Consider the following 15,765-nt stretch of genomic DNA (forward strand, 5'->3'; position numbering starts at 1 on the left):
GTGGGGCTCGCCAGGTGCGCAAAAATTCCTTGTCGACCCGACTTGCGTAGGGGACAGTTCCGGGCGGAGGTGCCGTGTAATATGCCGTGCCCCGGGCGAGACCGTCGCGGCATCTCGGCGTCTTGTGTGCAGCGAACCCGGTGTGCCACCGCATGTGGACGATGCCGTATCCGTGCATCGGATCGCCCATGGGGAGGACAACACCAATGCTGAATTTCCTGAAACCGTCAGGGCCTAGCCTTCGACACTGTGGCACGCGCTGGGGCGCAGGGCGGGCGTCGGTCCGCACGTTGTGCTGGCCGATGCGGGTCGGCGCCCTGCGCATCTCCAGAGACTGCCCGCGACAGACAGCCGCTGTCAGCGCTGGGGCCGATGTGGCCGCCCGCTGCGGCGGTGCCATCCCATTCACTCTCTCCCGCAGTCCGTTGGCCTCGCCTATCACGGTGACGCCCCGCACGCTGCACGCATTCACATCCAGCGGAACATTGTCATGCGCTTGACTTCGAATCATCGTTCGGGCCGCCGCCTCGTCGGCATGCTGGCGTTTCTTCTGTTCGCGGTAGGCATGTTCATGCCCATGCTGGCCTTCGCAGTTGGGCAGCCCTCGACCTATCCGGGCTGTGCCAATCGCTCCGCGACGGTGGCCTGGGGCGGCACGGTCAACGTCGATCTGACGGCCTGCCAGTTCTTCGGTCTGGGTGTTGTCCAAACCGCGCCGACCCACGGCACTGCATCGCCGGGCGACCCGGCGCCCGTCGAAACCTATGACTACACCCACAACGGGTCCTCGCCCGCTGGCGGCGGCACCGATACCTTCGTGGTGCTCGACGACAACAGCGACTACATCACTGTCACCGTCACGATCCAGCCGCCCAGCTCGCCGATCACCGTGAGCCCGGCCAGCCTGTCGGCGATGAGCGCCGGTACGCCGTTTTCGCAGACGCTGACCTCGAGCGGCGGTCTCGCGCCCTACTCCTACACCCTGCAGAGCGGCACCTTGCCGGCGGGCCTGACCCTGAGCAGCGGTGGCGTCATCAGCGGCACACCCACCCAGCGCGGGGCGTACAGCTTCACCGTCCGCTCGACCGATGCCACCACGCCCACCGCGCAGTTCACAGACAAGGGCTACAGCGGCACCGTCAACCCTGCGCCGATGTCGATCTCCCCGACCTCCGCTACGGCCATCCAGAATGTCTCGTTTTCTCAGACGTTGACCGTCTCCGGGGGGGTCGCACCGCATAGTTGTCTGTTGGAGTCGGGCAGCTTTCCCAGCGGTATCAGCATTTCCAGCGGCTGCGTGGTCAGCGGCACCACCACCGATCCCGCGGGCAACTACCCGGTCACGATCCGCGTGACCGACAGCAGCACGGGCGTTGGCAGCCACTTCGAGCTCGAAAGCTTCACCCTTACCGTGAGCGCACCACCGGCCGTTACGATCGCCGTGTCGCCGGCCAGCGTGTCGGAAGATGGGGCCACGAACCTGACCTACACCGTCACGCGCAGCCTGAACCTGTCGTCGCCCACGGTGGTCAACATCACGACCAGCGGCACGGCTACCTCGGGCGTGGACTACACCGGCAGCGTGGCCACCGTGACCATTCCGGCGGGTGCGACCACCGCCACCTTCACCATCGACCCGACCATCGATGCCACGGTGGAAGCCGACGAAACCGTGACCATGACCGTGGCGGCGGGCACAGGCTACACCGTGGGAGTGCCAGCCAGCGCCATGGGCACCATCCTCAACGACGACGTGCCGAGCGCGACCATCAGCGTCTCGCCTGCGAATGTCGCGGAAGACGGTGCGCCCAACCTGATCTTCACCGTGACGCTGAGCCAGGCGGCCTTCACCGCAACGTCGGTGAACTTCACCATTGGCGGCACCGCCACCAATGGCACGGACTACGCGACCATCGCGTCTCCGCTGTCGATTCCGGCGGGTACCACCACGCGCACGATCACCGTCAACCCCACTGCCGACGCCACCATCGAAACCAATGAAACGGTGACGCTCACCCTGGGCGCTGGCGCGGGCTACACCGTGGGCGTGCCCAACAGCGCGACCGGCACCATCCTCAACGACGACCTGCCGAACCTGGTGATCAACGATGTCACGGCGAACGAAGGCAACGCCGGGACTACCAACTTCACCTTCACGGTCAGCCTCAGCGCACCGGCCGGCCCGGGCGGCGTGACGTTCGACATCGGCACCGCCAACGGTACCGCCACGGCGGGGGTGGACTACGTGGCCCAGAGCCTTACGGGCCAGACGATTCCGGCCGGCAGCAGCACCTACACCTTCACCGTGCTGGTCAACGGTGACCTGCTCAACGAGCCGAACGAGAACTTTTTCGTCAACGTCACCAACGTCGTGAACGCGGTGGTGGTCGATGGCCAGGGCGTGGGCACGATCAACAACGACGACCCGCTGCCCAGCCTGTCGATTGACGACGTGAGCGTGGTGGAGGGCAACACGGGCACCGTCAACGCCGTGTTCACCGTGACGCTGAGCGCAGCGAGCGGCCAGACCGTCAGCGTCAACTACGCCACGGCCGACGGCACCGCCACGCAACCGGCCGACTACACCAACACCAGCGGCACCCTGACCTTCACCGCAGGCCAGACCAGCCGCATCATCACCGTGCCGGTGATCGGTGAGACGGTGCCCGAAGCCAACGAAAGCTTCTTCGTCAACCTCAGCGGCGCCACCAACGCCACCATCAGCGACAACCAGGGCGTAGGCACCATCACCAACGACGACGTGCCGGTGACGGTGAGCCCTGCCACGCTGCCGGGCGCCACCGTGGCCGCGGCCTTCAGCCAGACCCTGACCGCCAGCGGGGGGACCGGCCCCTACAGCTTTGCCGTCACCGCAGGCAGCCTGCCGCCCGGCATGGTGCTGGCCTCGGGCGGGCTGCTCAACGGCACGCCCACCGGCGGCGGCACGTTCAACTTCACGATCACGGCCACCGACAGCAGCGCCTTCCCCGGGCCCTATTCGGGCAGCCAGTCCTATACCTTGACGGTCGCTCCGCCCACCGTCACGCTGTCGTCCACCAGCCTGCCCGGCGGCACGCGCACCGTGGCCTACAACGCCAGCGTCACCGCCAGTGGCGGCACCACGCCGTACAGCTACGCGGTCACCGCTGGAGCGCTGCCAGGCGGGCTCACGCTCAGCACCAACGGCGTGATCACCGGCACCCCGACCACCGTGGGCACCTTCAACTTCAGCATCACCGCCACCGACGCCAGCACCGGCACCGGGCCGTACACCGGCACGCGGGCCTACAGCATCACGGTGGCAGACGCCACACCGGTGGCGGCCAACTCATCGTCGACCGTGGCCTACGGCTCGGCCAACAACACCCTGTCGCTGAACATCACCGGGGGCACGCCCACCTCGCTGAGCATCGTCACGCCGCCCACGCACGGCAGTGCAGTCGTGACCGGGGCCACGCTGCAATACACGCCCGCCGCGGGCTACGCCGGACCCGACAGCCTGGCCTACACCGCCAGCAACGGCACGGGCACCTCGGGCACCGCCACGGTGTCCATCACCGTGAGCAGCCCGACCATCACCGCCACACCAGGCACGGCCGACACCGCCACCGTGGGGGCCGCCTACAGCCGCACCTACACCTGGGGCGGCGGTGCAGCCCCCTACAGCGGCTATCAGGTGCAGAACCTGCCGGCCGGCCTGTCGGTGACCGCCACCACGGCCACCACGGCCACCGTGTCGGGCACGCCCACGGCGGCCGGTACGTTCAACCTGGTGCTGTCGGCCACCGACAGCAGCACCGGCACAGGGCCGTTCAGCGGCGGTGCGTCGCTCACGCTCACGGTGGGCGCGCCCACGATTGCCGTCGCACCGGCCACGCTGCCGGCTGCGGCAGCCTACACCGCCTACAACCAGACCTTGACGGCCACAGGCGGCATTGGCCCCCACAGCTTTGCCGTCACGGCCGGAGCGCTGCCGCCGGGCCTGACGCTCAGCAGCGCGGGGGTGCTCAGCGGCACCGTCGGGGCCGCAGGCACCTACAACTTCACGGTGACGGCCACCGAAAGCAGCGCCGGTGCCTACACGGGCAGCCGGGCGTACACGCTCACGGTGTCGGCCAGCGCCACCTACACCGCCCCATCGCCCACCGGAGGCGGCAACATCACGGCCAGCTTCACCGGAGGCGGTGCCGGGTGCGTGTTTGCGTCCTCGCAGTTCATTCCGCTGACAGGCAACCCGGCCAGCCCGCCTGCGGGCAGCGCACCGGCGGCGGTGCAGTTCCCGCAGGGGCTGTTCGACTTCAGCACCACGGGCTGCACGCCGGGCAGCACGCTGCAGTTCACCCTGACCTACCCGTCGACGCTGCCGTCCAACGCGCAGTACTGGAAGTACGGCCCCACGGCCAGCAACCCGGCGCCGCACTGGTACACGATTCCGGCCTCGGTGGCGGGGGCCGTGGTCACCTTCAGCATCACCGATGGCGGCCTGGGCGACGATGACCTGAGCGCCAATGGCACCGTGGTGGATGCAGGCGGCCCGGGCTTCGGGCCTGGCGGTGTCACGGGCGTGCCCGTGGGGCCGTGGCTGCCGGCCTGGCTCACGCTGGGGGTGGTGGGCATGGCCGCGTGGCTGCGCCGCCGCAAGGCCGCCGGGGTTTGATGTGAAATGGGCTGCTTGTGCTTGGTTGTGAAGCACGAGCAGCTATCAAAACAGTAGCAATCAGCAGCTGCTATCCGGTCGCGATGCCATCGCAGCGCCATCACGGCTCCATCGCCGTGGGGTCACCGGTCGCTTGCGGGTCGATCGCAACGCGATCGTGATGGAACGCCCGGCAAGCACTGCCGGGTGCCCGATTCAGGCGTCGATTGCGCCGTACACCAGCGCGGCGAACCATTCCCCCAGAAAGCGCAACTGCCCGGGGGCCTGTGTGAGCAGAATCGCGCCCAGGCCCAGGGCCGGGTCCACCAGGAAGTGCGTGCCCCCCAGGCCGCTCCAGCCGTACTGACCGGGCGAGCCGGGCCAAGGGCAGCCGCCGTGGGCGCGCCGCACCGACACCCCCAGACCAAAGCCGTGGCCGGGCGCAAGGATGTCGCCCGTCACCGGCAGGCCCTGGATGTGGTTGGCCGTCATGAAGGCCAGCGTGTGTGCGCCGATCAGGCGCTGGCCGTCCAGCGTGCCGCCGGCCAGCAGCATCTGCGTGAAGCGCGCGTAGTCGGCTGCGGTGGACACCAGCCCGCCGCCGCCCGATTCAAACGGCGCGGGCCGCAGCACGTCGATGAGCTGAACGGGTTGGCCCGTGTCCGGGTCGTGTGCAAACGGCTCGGCCAGGCGATGCGCCTGCGCGGGCGGCACGGCAAAGCCGGTGTCGCGCATGCCCAGCGGGCGCAGCACACGGCGCGCCAGCACTTCGCCCAGCGGCGCGTTGTCCAGGTGCTCGAGCAGCGCGCCCAGCACGTCGGTGGCGCGGCTGTATTCCCAGGTGGTGCCGGGTTCGTGCAGCAGCGGCAGCGGGCCCAGGGCGGTCACCAGTTCGGTGTTGGTCTGGCGGCGCGAACCCACACGCGCTGCGCGGTACAGGTCGGCCACGGGGCCGGTGTCCCAGGCGTAGCTCAGGCCCGCGGTGTGGCGCAACAGGTCGTACACCGTGGCGCTGCGCTGCGCCGGGCGTGGTGCGTTGCGGGCACTGTCCCACACGGTGGCATGGGCAAAGCTGGGCAGGTGGCGCGCCACAGGGTCGCTCAGTTGCAGCCGCCCCTGCTCCATGCACTGCAGCACCGCCAGCGAGACGATGGGCTTGGTCATCGAGTAGATGCGGAACAGGCTGTCGGCCTGCATGGGCACCCCCGCGCTGCCCTGCACACCGGTGGGCACCTGCTGGCCTACCGCCAAGTGCGCGAGCGTGCGCCCGTGCCGGTGCACCAGCACCACGGCACCAGGGATGCGGCCGGTGTCCACGAGCTGGTGCAGGCCGGCCGCGAACGAGGGGGCCAGGGCGGTGTCGGGGGTACGGGTGTGGTCGGAGGGCATGCAAGCCATCATAGGCAGCCGCAGTGCGACCGGCTGTCCGGTGCAGGACGGTGCTCTGCGCCCAATGCCGGGCACACGCCAGTGCGCTCTGCCTGGGCCAGCCCGCGGCAGTGCCGTGCGCGCTTGCCGCCGGACAGGCGGGCGGCTAGGCTCGTGCCATGACGACTTTTCGCGCCCCGGCGGCGGATGCGCCCCCCACCCCTGCTGGAAGCCCCTCCACCGTGCCGCCGCGGGGCTGGCGGTCGCTGTGGCATGCGGTGGGGCTGTGGATGGGTGCGGACGGCCTGCGCATGAGCGCCGCGATGTCGTTTTACGGCATGCTGAGTCTGGCCCCGTTGCTGCTCCTGTTGGTGGGGGTGCTGGGTTGGTGGCTGGACCGCAGCTACCTGGAGACCGAACTGGTGGCGCAGGTGCAGGCCATGATGGGCGTGCAGGTGGCCGAGGTGGTGACGCAGGCCTTGCGCAGCGCGCAGGCCCCGACCGAAGGCCGCCTGGCATCGCTGTTGGGCCTGTTGGTGCTGCTGTCGGGGGCGTCGGGCGTGTTTGTGGAGCTGCAGTCGGCCCTGGAGCGCTTGTGGACGCAGGGGCAGCCGGTGGCCCACGCCGCGCGGCCGGCCTGGTGGCGCGTGGCCTCGCTGCGGCTGCGCGGCTTTGCCTATGTGCTGGCGCTGGGCTTTCTGCTGCTGGTGTCCATGGCCCTGTCCACCGCCCTGCACCTGCTGGCCGGCTGGTTGGGCGAGCGGCTGGCGCTGGCCCCCGTGGCGCCGCTGCTGGTGCTCGTGAACGAAGCGGCGGCCTTTGCCCTGGCCGTGGCGCTGTTTGCGGGGCTTATGCGCATCGGCGTGGGGGCCAAGCCAAGCATGGGCTGCATTGTGGCGGGGGCCGTCGTCGGGGCCCTGCTGTTCACGCTGGGCAAGCAGGTGCTGTCCTGGTACCTCTCGACTGCGGCGGTGGTGTCGGCCTATGGCGCGGCGGGTTCGCTGGTGGTGCTGCTGATGTGGATCTACTTCTCGTCGGCCGTGCTGCTGTTTGCCGCCAGCGTGGCCAAGGCGCTGGCCGATGCGCCCGCGCACGCCACCCGGGGGGCGCGCTGAGCGCGCAGCGGGCCTTCAGGGCGCAGTGCCAAAGCGCCAGGTCAGCCCGGCCGTCAGCGTGGTGGCGGTGCTGCGCTGCGGGTCGTCCGCACGCGCGCGGACCACGCCCACCGCCCAGTCGAGCCGTTCGGTGGGGCTGTAGATGGCCCCCAGTTCTGCAAACCGGGTGCGCGTGCTGCTGCCGCGCTCGCGCCGCTGCTCCACGCCCAGGTCGGCCACCAGCTTCCATTGCGCGCCCAGGTTCCACACCGGGGCGAGCGACGCCCGCGTGAGCGTGGCTTGCGCATGGTCGGAGTCGTGGTGGCGTTCGCGGCCCAGCATCAGGTTGGCATGCAGCGCGCCAAACGGCAGTTCCTGGCTCACGATGGCCGTGGCCTGGCCGGACAGGCGGGACGTGCCCAGCCCCTGCGCTTCGCGTTGCACGCTCACGGGCAGCACCAGCTCGGGCTTGAGGGCCAGGCTCGTGCCCGTGGCCTCGTTGGCCCAGAAGCGCCATTTGGCGCCCAGCACGGCGTTGCCCCAACCGCGTGCGCTGCCGCTGTCGCCCCGCAGGCGGGTGTGGCCCAGGCTGGCAAACAGGTCGAGGGTGTCGGTGGCGCCGTAGGTGTAGGTGGGCGTCCAGGTGCGGGCGCTGTCGCGCGCCGGGCCCGCGTGCAGGCGCTCGCGGCTCCAGGCCAGCTCCAGCTGATGGCCGGCGGCACCCTGTGTGCCTGTGTCGTCGGTGATGAGGGGTTGGAGCGCCGAGGCGCTGTGGCCGCACAGGGCCAGCAGCACAGGCAGGACGATGCGTGGTGTGGTGAGGGCTGGCATGGGAGCCTTTGTAGGTATGAACGCAATGAACAGAACCATAACGCGCTGGCCCTGCGCCGCAAGGCCCCGCGTTGTGTGGACGCGCACGTCAGTCAAATTGCTTGACGCCAGTGACCATGGCACGCAACAAGTGGGTGCGCTCCAGCCGGCCCATCAACAGGGCCGCCACAGCGTGCAGGGCTGCAAGCAGCAACAGGGTTTGCGCCAACGCCTCATGCAAGTCCTGTACCCATTCCACCCCAAAGAACCGGTCGGTGCCTTGCAGCCAGCCGCTGACCCCCAGAGCCAGTACCAGGGCCATCAGGGTCAGCATCATCAGCGCCCCCAGGGGGTTGTGTCCGACATGGTGAAGGGGCTGCCGACGCACCAGCGCCCGCAGGTGGGCCATCACGCGTGCAGGGCTGGGCCAGAAATCGGCAAAACGCGCGTGGCGGCTGCCCACCAGGCCCCAGACCATCCGTGCCCCCACCAGCGCACAGGCGGCGTAGCCCGTCCAGCGGTGGGCGAGCTCGCCGGCCTCCAGCACAAACTGGTTGGCGAGCACGCAGCCCACCAGGCTCCAGTGGAAGCAGCGGACAAACACATCCCACACCGGCACGCGGGTGCCCGGGGGAGGGCGCAGAGGCTGTGCGTCCATCGGGGCCTCCGGGCTCACTTGCTTTCGAGCACCGCGGCTGTGGCTGGGTTGAAGTAAATCTCCACCTTCTTGCCGGCCTTGTCGAGGCCATAGATCTCGTAGCACTGGCCTTTGCTGACCTTGAAGGTGCGGATCTGGTAGCCCTGCTTTTCGAGTTGGGCCTTGAAGTCGGCTTCCTTCATCCACTGGTCTTTCGGGACGTTGCAAGTCGGTCCGGCCATGGCGGCCGTTGCGCCCAGGCACAGGGTCAAGCCAGCCAGCAGGGATTTCGTGTTCATGAGGGGTCCTTTCGTTGGGGGTCAGAGGCGGGGTCTGCAACCACTGCAGGTCCCGTGCAATGCATTGGGCCGTCGGCATCTGAAGTCCGTCTGAAGAGCGGGCGTGCGTGTAAGCAGGCGCAACTTGCTGCAGCGCTTGCCGCCGGATCGCCCCTGTGCTGACGGCTGCTTACAAAGCTGTCGCCTGTGCCGGTGGGCCTCGGATAGCGTTGGGCCGTTGTAGCCACGCGGGCCGATGGCTTTTTCGACGCTGCGCCCGCAACGAACCTTCAGACCCTCAGGGGGATTTTTCACATGCAGATACTGCCTCGTTCTTCTCTCTTGGTTGCGCCGGCCTACGGCGCTGCGGCTGCGCCCCGCTGGATGTGGGCAGCCCTGGGCGCCCTGGGTGCCAGCGTGGTGGCCCTGGCCGCGGCCCTGGTGCTGCAGGGGCGCGATGCGCCTGGCACCGCCGCGCACAGCGCGGCCAGCGATGTGCTGGCTGCGGCAGCGCCGCCCGTTGCAGCACACCCCGCAGCGCCGGTGGCGCACACGGCCGCGCAGACCGGCGTTGCGGCACCCGGCCAGCGCGCGGCAGCGCCTTCTGCCCCCGCGGCTCCGTCGCCGCGTGCCGCGACCGTCGCCCCAGCGGCCGGCGCATGGGACGGCGGCACCGCGGTGGCAGACAGAACGGCACGGCCCGTGGCACCGCTGTGCGCAACCTGCGGCCGAGTCGAGTCCGTGCAGCCGGTTCAGCAGGCGGCCCCGGCCACAGGCGTGGGCGCTGTCGCCGGAGGTGTGCTCGGGGCCGTGGTGGGCAATCAGATCGGCAAGGGCGGCGGGCGCACCGCGGCCACCGTGCTGGGGGCGGTGGGGGGTGGCTATGTGGGCCACCAGGTGGAGCAGCGTACGCGCACGCAGACGGCCTACCGCATCGCGGTGCGCATGGACGATGGCTCGCTGCGCGAATTCACCCGCAGCCAGCCGTATGCCGTGGGCGCTGCCGTGCGCGTGGACGCCCAAGGCCTGCGCCTGGCGCCAGAAGGCCGCAACGGCCCGGCGGCTGAGGCCTATCCCGCAGCGCAGCCTGGCATGGTGCGTGTGGGCCAGACACCGGCCTGAGAGCCTGACGGGACTGGGGCCGAGTCGCCCCAAGCAAACAGCCCCGCGGCTTTGGGCCTGCGGGGCTGTGTTGCGTGAAGGGCCGCGCGAGTGGCGGCCCAGGGTTTATTGCTCGGCGAAGGCGCGTTCGATCACGAAGTCACCCGGCTTGGTGGTGTTGCCTTCCTTGAAGCCGCGCTCTTCCATCATGCGTTTGAGGTCGCGCAGCATCTCGGGGCTGCCGCAGATCATCACGCGGTCTTCGGCAGGGTTCAGTGCGGGCAGGCCCAGGTCGCGGGCGAGCTGGCCGTTCTCGATGATGGTGGTGACGCGGCCCTGGTGCTTGTAGGGCTCGCGCGTCACGGTGGGGTAGTACTTGAGCTTCTGGCTCACCATCTCGCCCAGGAACTCATGCTGTGGCAGCTCCTGGGTGATGTAGTCGTGATAGGCCAGTTCCTTCACCTCGCGCACGCCGTGCACCAGCACGACTTCCTCGAACTTCTCGTAGGTCTCCGGGTCGCGGATGATGCTCAGGAACGGTGCGAGGCCTGTGCCCGTCGAGACCATGTACAGACGCTTGGCGGGCAGCAGGTAGTCGATCAGCAGCGTGCCGGTGGGCTTCTTGCCCACCACGATGGTGTCGCCCACCTGGATGTGCTGCAGGCGCGAGGTCAGTGGGCCATCGGGCACCTTGATCGACAGGAACTCCAGGTGCTCTTCGTAGTTGGGGCTCACGATGCTGTAGGCCCGCAGCAGGGGCTTGCCGTCCACGCGCAGGCCGATCATCGTGAAGTGGCCGTTGGAAAAGCGCAGGGCCGTGTCCCGCGTGGTGGTGAAGGAGAACAGGCGGTCCGTCCAGTGGTGGACCGAGAGGACGCGTTCTTCGAGAAAAGCGCTCATGGAAGTGACGGGACAAAGTGAATGAAATCGGTGCGGGTGCTGGCGGTCGTGCGGCGTACAAGCTGCATGCTGAGCGTGCCGCGCGGGGGCTTGCAACCCTCCATTGTCCCCAATTTGCCGGGCGGGCTCCTGCGGCGTGCGACGAAGTGGCCGGGCTGCAGCGGCACACGCACTACCATCCGGGTCTGGCGCGCCCCGTTCGCCGAGCAAGGAGTAAGCCCATGAATGCCCCTCTGACCGAGCGCGCGATACCCCGCAGACGCCGCGTGCTAACGCTGACCGTTGCCAGTGTTGCGGCACTGTGGCCCCTGGTGCCCAGCCTGGCCCAGCAAGCGCCGCCGCTCAAGATCGGCGAGATCAACAGCTACAAGGCGCAGCCTGCCTTTCTGGAGCCCTACCGCCGGGGCATGGAGCTGGCCGTGGACGAGATCAATGCCGCGGGCGGTGTGCTGGGGCGCAGGCTGCAACTGGTCACGCGCGACGACAACGCCAACCCGGGCGACGCCGTGCGCGCGGCTGAGGAACTGCTGGCACGCGAGCGGGTGGACGTGCTCACCGGCTCCTTCCTGTCGCACATCGGCCTGGCGCTGACCGACTTTGCGCGGCAGCGCAAAGTGTTTTTTCTGGCCAGCGAGCCGTTGACCGACAAGATCGTCTGGCAAAACGGCAACCGCTACACCTTCCGTTTGCGGCCTTCCACCTACATGCAGGTGTCGATGCTGATTCCCGAGGCTGTGGCGCTGCGCAAGAAGCGGTGGGCCATCCTGTATCCGAACTACGAGTACGGTCAGTCGGCCGTGGCCACGTTCAAGCAACTGCTCAAAGCCGCGCAGCCCGACGTGGAGTTCGTGGCCGAGCAGGCCCCACCGCTGGGCAAGGTCGATGCCGGCAGCGTGGTGCAGGCGCTGGCCGACGCCAAGCCCGATGCGATCTTCAATGTGCTGTTCGCAGCCGACTTGGCGCGCTTTGTGCGCGAAGGCAATACGCGCGGGCTGTTCCAGGGCCGCGAGGTGGTGAGCCTACTGACGGGCGAGCCGGAGTACCTGGATCCGCTGAAAGACGAGGCACCTAACGGCTGGATCGTGACGGGCTACCCCTGGTACGGCATCCAGACGCCGGAGCACAAGGCGTTTGCTGCGGCCTACCAGGGCCGCTTCAAAGACTACCCGCGGCTCGGATCGGTGGTCGGTTACAGCACCATCCGTTCGATCGCCGAGGGGTTGCGCAAGGCGGGTTCTGCCGACAGCGACAAGCTGGCCGCCGCCTTCAAGGGCCTGCAGGTGGGCACGCCGTTCGGTCGTATCACCTACCGCGCCGAAGACCACCAGTCCACCATGGGCAGCTATGTGGGCCGGACGCGCAATGAGGGAGGCAAAGGCGTGATGGTGGACTTCCGCTACGTGGATGGTGCGCAGGTGTTGCCCAAGCCCGAGCAGGTGCGGCAGTGGCGTCCGGCCGATTGAGGTGCGCCTGATGCTGCGTTGCGAGGAGATTCCGGCGTGGACCTGAACTGGTCGGGTCTGGCGGGTCAGTTGCTCAATGGTCTGGCCGGTGCGTCCACGCTGTTTCTGGTGGCGGCGGGGCTGTCGCTGATTTTCGGGGTCACGCGCATCGTCAACTTTGCGCACGGGTCGTTCTACATGCTGGGGCTGTATGCCGCTTACGGCCTGGTGTCCTGGTGGGGCACGGTCTGGGGCTTCTGGCCTGCAGTCCTCGCCGCCGCCTTGGCCGTCGGGGTGTTGGGCGCGCTGGTGGAGATGCTGCTGCTCAGGCGTCTGTACCAGGCCCCTGAACTTCTGCAACTGCTGGCCACTTTTGCGCTGGTGCTGGTGATCCGCGATGCCGTGCTTTGGGCTGCTGGCCCGGAAGAACTGCTGGGGCCCCGTGCTCCGGGCTTGGGCGGGTCTGTCGCCCTGTTCGGGCGGGCGTTTCCGGTGTATGACCTGTTTCTCATGCTGGTCGGGCCGCTGGTGCTCTGCCTGCTGTGGTGGCTGCTCACACGCACGCGCTGGGGCACCCTGGTGCGGGCAGCCACCCAGGACCGTGAGATGGTGGGTGCGCTGGGCGTGCACCAGGCTTGGCTGTTCACGGGTGTGTTCGCACTGGGGGCCTTTCTGGCAGGCTTGGGTGGGGCGTTGCAGCTGCCGCGCGAGCCCGCCACGCTGGAGCTGGATTTGCACACCATCGGCGCTGCGTTCGTGGTGGTGGTCGTTGGCGGCATGGGGTCTTTGCCGGGCGCTTTCGTGGCTGCGCTCTTGATCGCCCAGGCCAAGGCTGTGTGCATCTGGCTGGGTGTGGTCGAGATCGCCGGTGTGGCAGTGTCGTTCTCCAGGCTGACGCTGGTGGTCGAGTTTCTGGTGATGGCGGTCGTGCTGGTCTGGCGACCCTGGGGGCTGATGGGCCGTGCACCGGCTCCGGCGGGTATCCGGGCGGTGGCCGAGCGTCCCCTGCGACTCGCAGGGCGTCCGGCGCTTGCCGGTTGGTGGATGCTATTGCTGGTGCTTGCAGCGCTGCCTTGGTGGGCCAGTGCGATGCCCTATCTGCCGGTGCTGGTCACCGACCTGCTGATCGCGGCCCTGTTTGCGGCCAGTCTGCATGTTTTGATGGGGCCGGCTGGACTGCACTCGTTCGGCCATGCGGCCTATTTTGGCGTGGGCGCTTACGCCGCGGCGCTCCTGGTGCGAGCGGCTGGATTGCCGATGGAGCTTGCGCTGCCCTTGGCACCGGTGGCAGCGGGTGCTGCGGCCTTGCTGTATGGCTGGTTCTGTGTACGGCTATCCGGGGTGTATCTGGCCATGCTCACGCTCGCGTTCGCACAGATCACCTGGGCGATCTGCTTCCAGTGGGACGCTGTCACGGGCGGCAGCAATGGCCTTACAGGCGTATGGCCCGCCCCGTGGCTGGCCGACCGCCACCACTTGTACTGGGCGGTTCTGGCGCTGTGCACGCTGGCGGTGTGGGCGTTGCGGCGGCTGCTGCATGCGCCTGTGGGTTATGCCCTGCGGGCCGGACGTGATGCACCCCTGCGCGCTGAAGCCCTGGGCATGGACGTGCGACGCCTGCAATGGGCGGCGTTTTGCATGGCTGGCGGAGCGGCCGGGCTGGCAGGTGCTTTGTTCGCGTTTTCCAAGGGCGGTGTGTCGCCCGAGACGCTGTCGGTAGGCCGCTCGGTCGACGGCCTCGTGATGGTGCTGCTGGGCGGCATTCAAACGCTGGCGGGGCCGCTGGTGGGTGCGTTTGCCTTCATGGGGCTGCAGGACGTGGTGGCCCGCCATACCGAGTACTGGCGAGCGGTGCTCGGCGGCATCATGCTGGCGCTGGTGCTGCTGTTCCCCCAAGGTCTTGCAGGGCTGTCTGAGGTTCGCTTTTCGGCGGTGCTGGGTCGACTCTTCCGGCGGAGCGTGGCATGAGCACGGAGGTCTCTTCGCAGCCCCTGCTGTCTGTGCGCGGACTGAGCAAGGCGTTCGGCGGGGTGCTGGCGGTGCAGGGTGTGGACTTTGACTTGGCTGCAGGCGAGATGCTCGCACTCATCGGGCCCAACGGAGCGGGAAAGTCGACCACGTTCAACCTGATCAACGGGCAACTGAGGGCCGACGCAGGGTCGGTGCGCCTGCAGGGCCAGGAGCTGTGCGGCCTTGCACCACGGCACATTTGGCGCCTGGGCGTCGGGCGCACCTTCCAGATTGCGGAGACGTTTGGCTCGCTGACGGTCGCCGAGAATGTCCAGATGGCCCTGCTGTCCCGCGATCGCCGCCTATGGTCTCCGTGGCGCCGTGCGACCCATTACCAGCGTGCCGAGGCGCTGGCGCTGCTGCAGCGCGTCGGGCTGGCCGACCAGGCAGAGCGGCCCTGTGCGGCCCTGGCGTATGGCGACGTCAAACGTGTGGAGCTGGCGATGGCGGTTGCGCACAACCCCTGTCTGCTGCTGATGGACGAGCCGACTGCGGGCACGGCCCCGGGTGAGCGTCATGCGCTCATGGCGCTCACCCGGGGCTTGGCGCGAGAGGCGGGCATGGGGGTGCTGTTCACCGAGCACAGCATGGACGTCGTGTTCGGCTATGCCGATCGGGTGCTGGTGCTCGCCCGGGGCCAGACGGTGGCCGACGGCGCCCCGGAGTCCGTGCGCGCCGATGCGCGTGTGCAGGCCCTCTATCTGGGGCGGCAGGCGGCAGAGCCGCTCAAGGCGGAGGACGCGGCATGACGCCTCAGGCCTCCTCGGTCTTGCTGGAAGCCCAGGGCTTGTGCGCTTGGTATGGCGCTGCGCAGGCCTTGTTCGACCTGCACCTGCAGGTGGGGCGCGGAGAGGCGGTGGCCCTGATGGGACGGAACGGTGCCGGCAAGTCCACCACGCTCAAGGCCTTGATGGGCCTGCTTCCGCGCAGGGCGGGCCGAGTATGTTTTCTGGGGCGCGACTGCTCGCAGGAGGCCCCGTTTCAGCGCGCACGCGCGGGCCTGGGCTATGTACCCGAAGAGCGGCGCATCTTCACCGACCTGACTGTGGACGAAAACCTGGAGGTGGGAAGGCAGGCGCCGCGCCATTGGCCCGACGGCAGACCCGCTCCGGTCTGGACGCCTGAGCGTTTGTGGACGCTGTTTCCCCACCTGGAGCCCATGCGCTCGCGGCCGGGCGGCCGCATGAGCGGTGGCGAGCAGCAGATGCTCACGCTGGCGCGCACGCTCATGGGGCAGCCCCTGCTGGTGCTGCTCGATGAACCTTCGGAAGGCGTCGCTCCGGTGATCGTGGACCAGATGGCCGAGATGCTGCGCGCGCTCAAGGCCGAAGGGGTGAGCGTGCTGCTGTCCGAGCAGAATCTCGGTTTTGCCGCCGAAGTGTGCGACCGTGCCTACCTGTTGGACGAAGGCCGGGTGCGATTCGAAGGGACGATGGCGGCGCTTCTCGGAGAGCCCGCACTGCGCCGTGCGCACATGGGGATTTGACCG

12 protein-coding genes are annotated in these 15,765 nt (G+C 68.7%); 7 read left to right on the top strand and 5 right to left on the bottom strand.

Annotated features, from left to right (window positions below; all coding sequences use genetic code 11):
- Positions 1-490: 490 nt before the first annotated feature.
- Positions 491-4,657: a beta strand repeat-containing protein gene (locus tag ABD866_RS09495; protein ID WP_345063807.1), complete on the top strand. Its 4,167-nt coding sequence runs from the start codon at positions 491-493 to the stop codon at positions 4,655-4,657.
- A gap of 195 nt (positions 4,658-4,852) precedes the next feature.
- On the opposite strand, the gene ABD866_RS09500 is transcribed toward ABD866_RS09495, so the two are convergent.
- Entirely contained in the window at positions 4,853-6,025 is a 1,173-nt protein-coding gene (locus tag ABD866_RS09500) for a serine hydrolase domain-containing protein (RefSeq protein WP_345063811.1), read from the bottom strand.
- Positions 6,026-6,183: 158 nt separating this feature from the next.
- Between ABD866_RS09500 and ABD866_RS09505 the strand changes: the two genes are divergently transcribed.
- A complete protein-coding gene (locus tag ABD866_RS09505) occupies positions 6,184-7,119 on the top strand; it encodes a YihY/virulence factor BrkB family protein (protein WP_345063814.1) in 936 nt (311 codons plus the stop codon).
- A gap of 15 nt (positions 7,120-7,134) precedes the next feature.
- Here the strand turns inward: ABD866_RS09505 and ABD866_RS09510 are convergent, their stop codons facing one another.
- The 3 genes from ABD866_RS09510 to ABD866_RS09520 form a co-directional block, all read right to left on the bottom strand.
- On the bottom strand, positions 7,135-7,929 hold the full coding sequence (locus tag ABD866_RS09510) for a transporter (RefSeq protein ID WP_345063817.1): 795 nt from the start codon (positions 7,927-7,929) through the stop codon (positions 7,135-7,137).
- Between the two features lie 88 nt (positions 7,930-8,017).
- Positions 8,018-8,566: a cytochrome b/b6 domain-containing protein gene (locus ABD866_RS09515; RefSeq protein ID WP_345063820.1), complete on the bottom strand. Its 549-nt coding sequence runs from the start codon at positions 8,564-8,566 to the stop codon at positions 8,018-8,020.
- Positions 8,567-8,580: 14 nt separating this feature from the next.
- A complete protein-coding gene (locus ABD866_RS09520; RefSeq protein ID WP_345063822.1) occupies positions 8,581-8,844 on the bottom strand; it encodes a PepSY domain-containing protein in 264 nt (87 codons plus the stop codon).
- A gap of 321 nt (positions 8,845-9,165) precedes the next feature.
- Here ABD866_RS09520 and ABD866_RS09525 point away from each other — a divergent pair, with 321 nt between their 5' ends.
- Positions 9,166-9,945 carry an outer membrane lipoprotein gene (locus ABD866_RS09525; protein WP_345063825.1) on the top strand — a complete coding sequence of 260 codons (780 nt, stop codon included), beginning with the start codon at positions 9,166-9,168 and terminating at the stop codon, positions 9,943-9,945.
- A gap of 105 nt (positions 9,946-10,050) precedes the next feature.
- Here the strand turns inward: ABD866_RS09525 and ABD866_RS09530 are convergent, their stop codons facing one another.
- Positions 10,051-10,824 carry a ferredoxin--NADP reductase gene (locus ABD866_RS09530; protein ID WP_345063827.1) on the bottom strand — a complete coding sequence of 258 codons (774 nt, stop codon included), beginning with the start codon at positions 10,822-10,824 and terminating at the stop codon, positions 10,051-10,053.
- A 221-nt stretch (positions 10,825-11,045) separates the two neighbouring features.
- On the opposite strand from ABD866_RS09530, the gene ABD866_RS09535 reads away from it, so the two are divergent.
- From ABD866_RS09535 to ABD866_RS09550, 4 genes are read left to right on the top strand one after another with little or no spacing between them, the layout of a single operon-like run.
- Positions 11,046-12,287: an ABC transporter substrate-binding protein gene (locus ABD866_RS09535; RefSeq protein ID WP_345063829.1), complete on the top strand. Its 1,242-nt coding sequence runs from the start codon at positions 11,046-11,048 to the stop codon at positions 12,285-12,287.
- Positions 12,288-12,329: 42 nt separating this feature from the next.
- On the top strand, positions 12,330-14,234 hold the full coding sequence (locus tag ABD866_RS09540) for an ABC transporter permease (protein WP_345064472.1): 1,905 nt from the start codon (positions 12,330-12,332) through the stop codon (positions 14,232-14,234).
- Positions 14,231-15,025, top strand: coding sequence for an ABC transporter ATP-binding protein (locus ABD866_RS09545; RefSeq protein WP_345063832.1), 795 nt, complete (start codon positions 14,231-14,233; stop codon positions 15,023-15,025). The genes ABD866_RS09540 and ABD866_RS09545 overlap by 4 nt, the downstream gene beginning before the upstream one ends.
- Positions 15,022-15,762, top strand: a complete 741-nt coding sequence (locus ABD866_RS09550) for an ABC transporter ATP-binding protein (protein ID WP_345063835.1) — start codon at positions 15,022-15,024, stop codon at positions 15,760-15,762. The genes ABD866_RS09545 and ABD866_RS09550 overlap by 4 nt, the downstream gene beginning before the upstream one ends.
- Positions 15,763-15,765: the final 3 nt, after the last annotated feature.

Origin of the sequence: Acidovorax lacteus, from assembly GCF_039540375.1 — a bacterium.
GTDB lineage: Bacteria > Pseudomonadota > Gammaproteobacteria > Burkholderiales > Burkholderiaceae_C > Acidovorax_G > Acidovorax_G lacteus.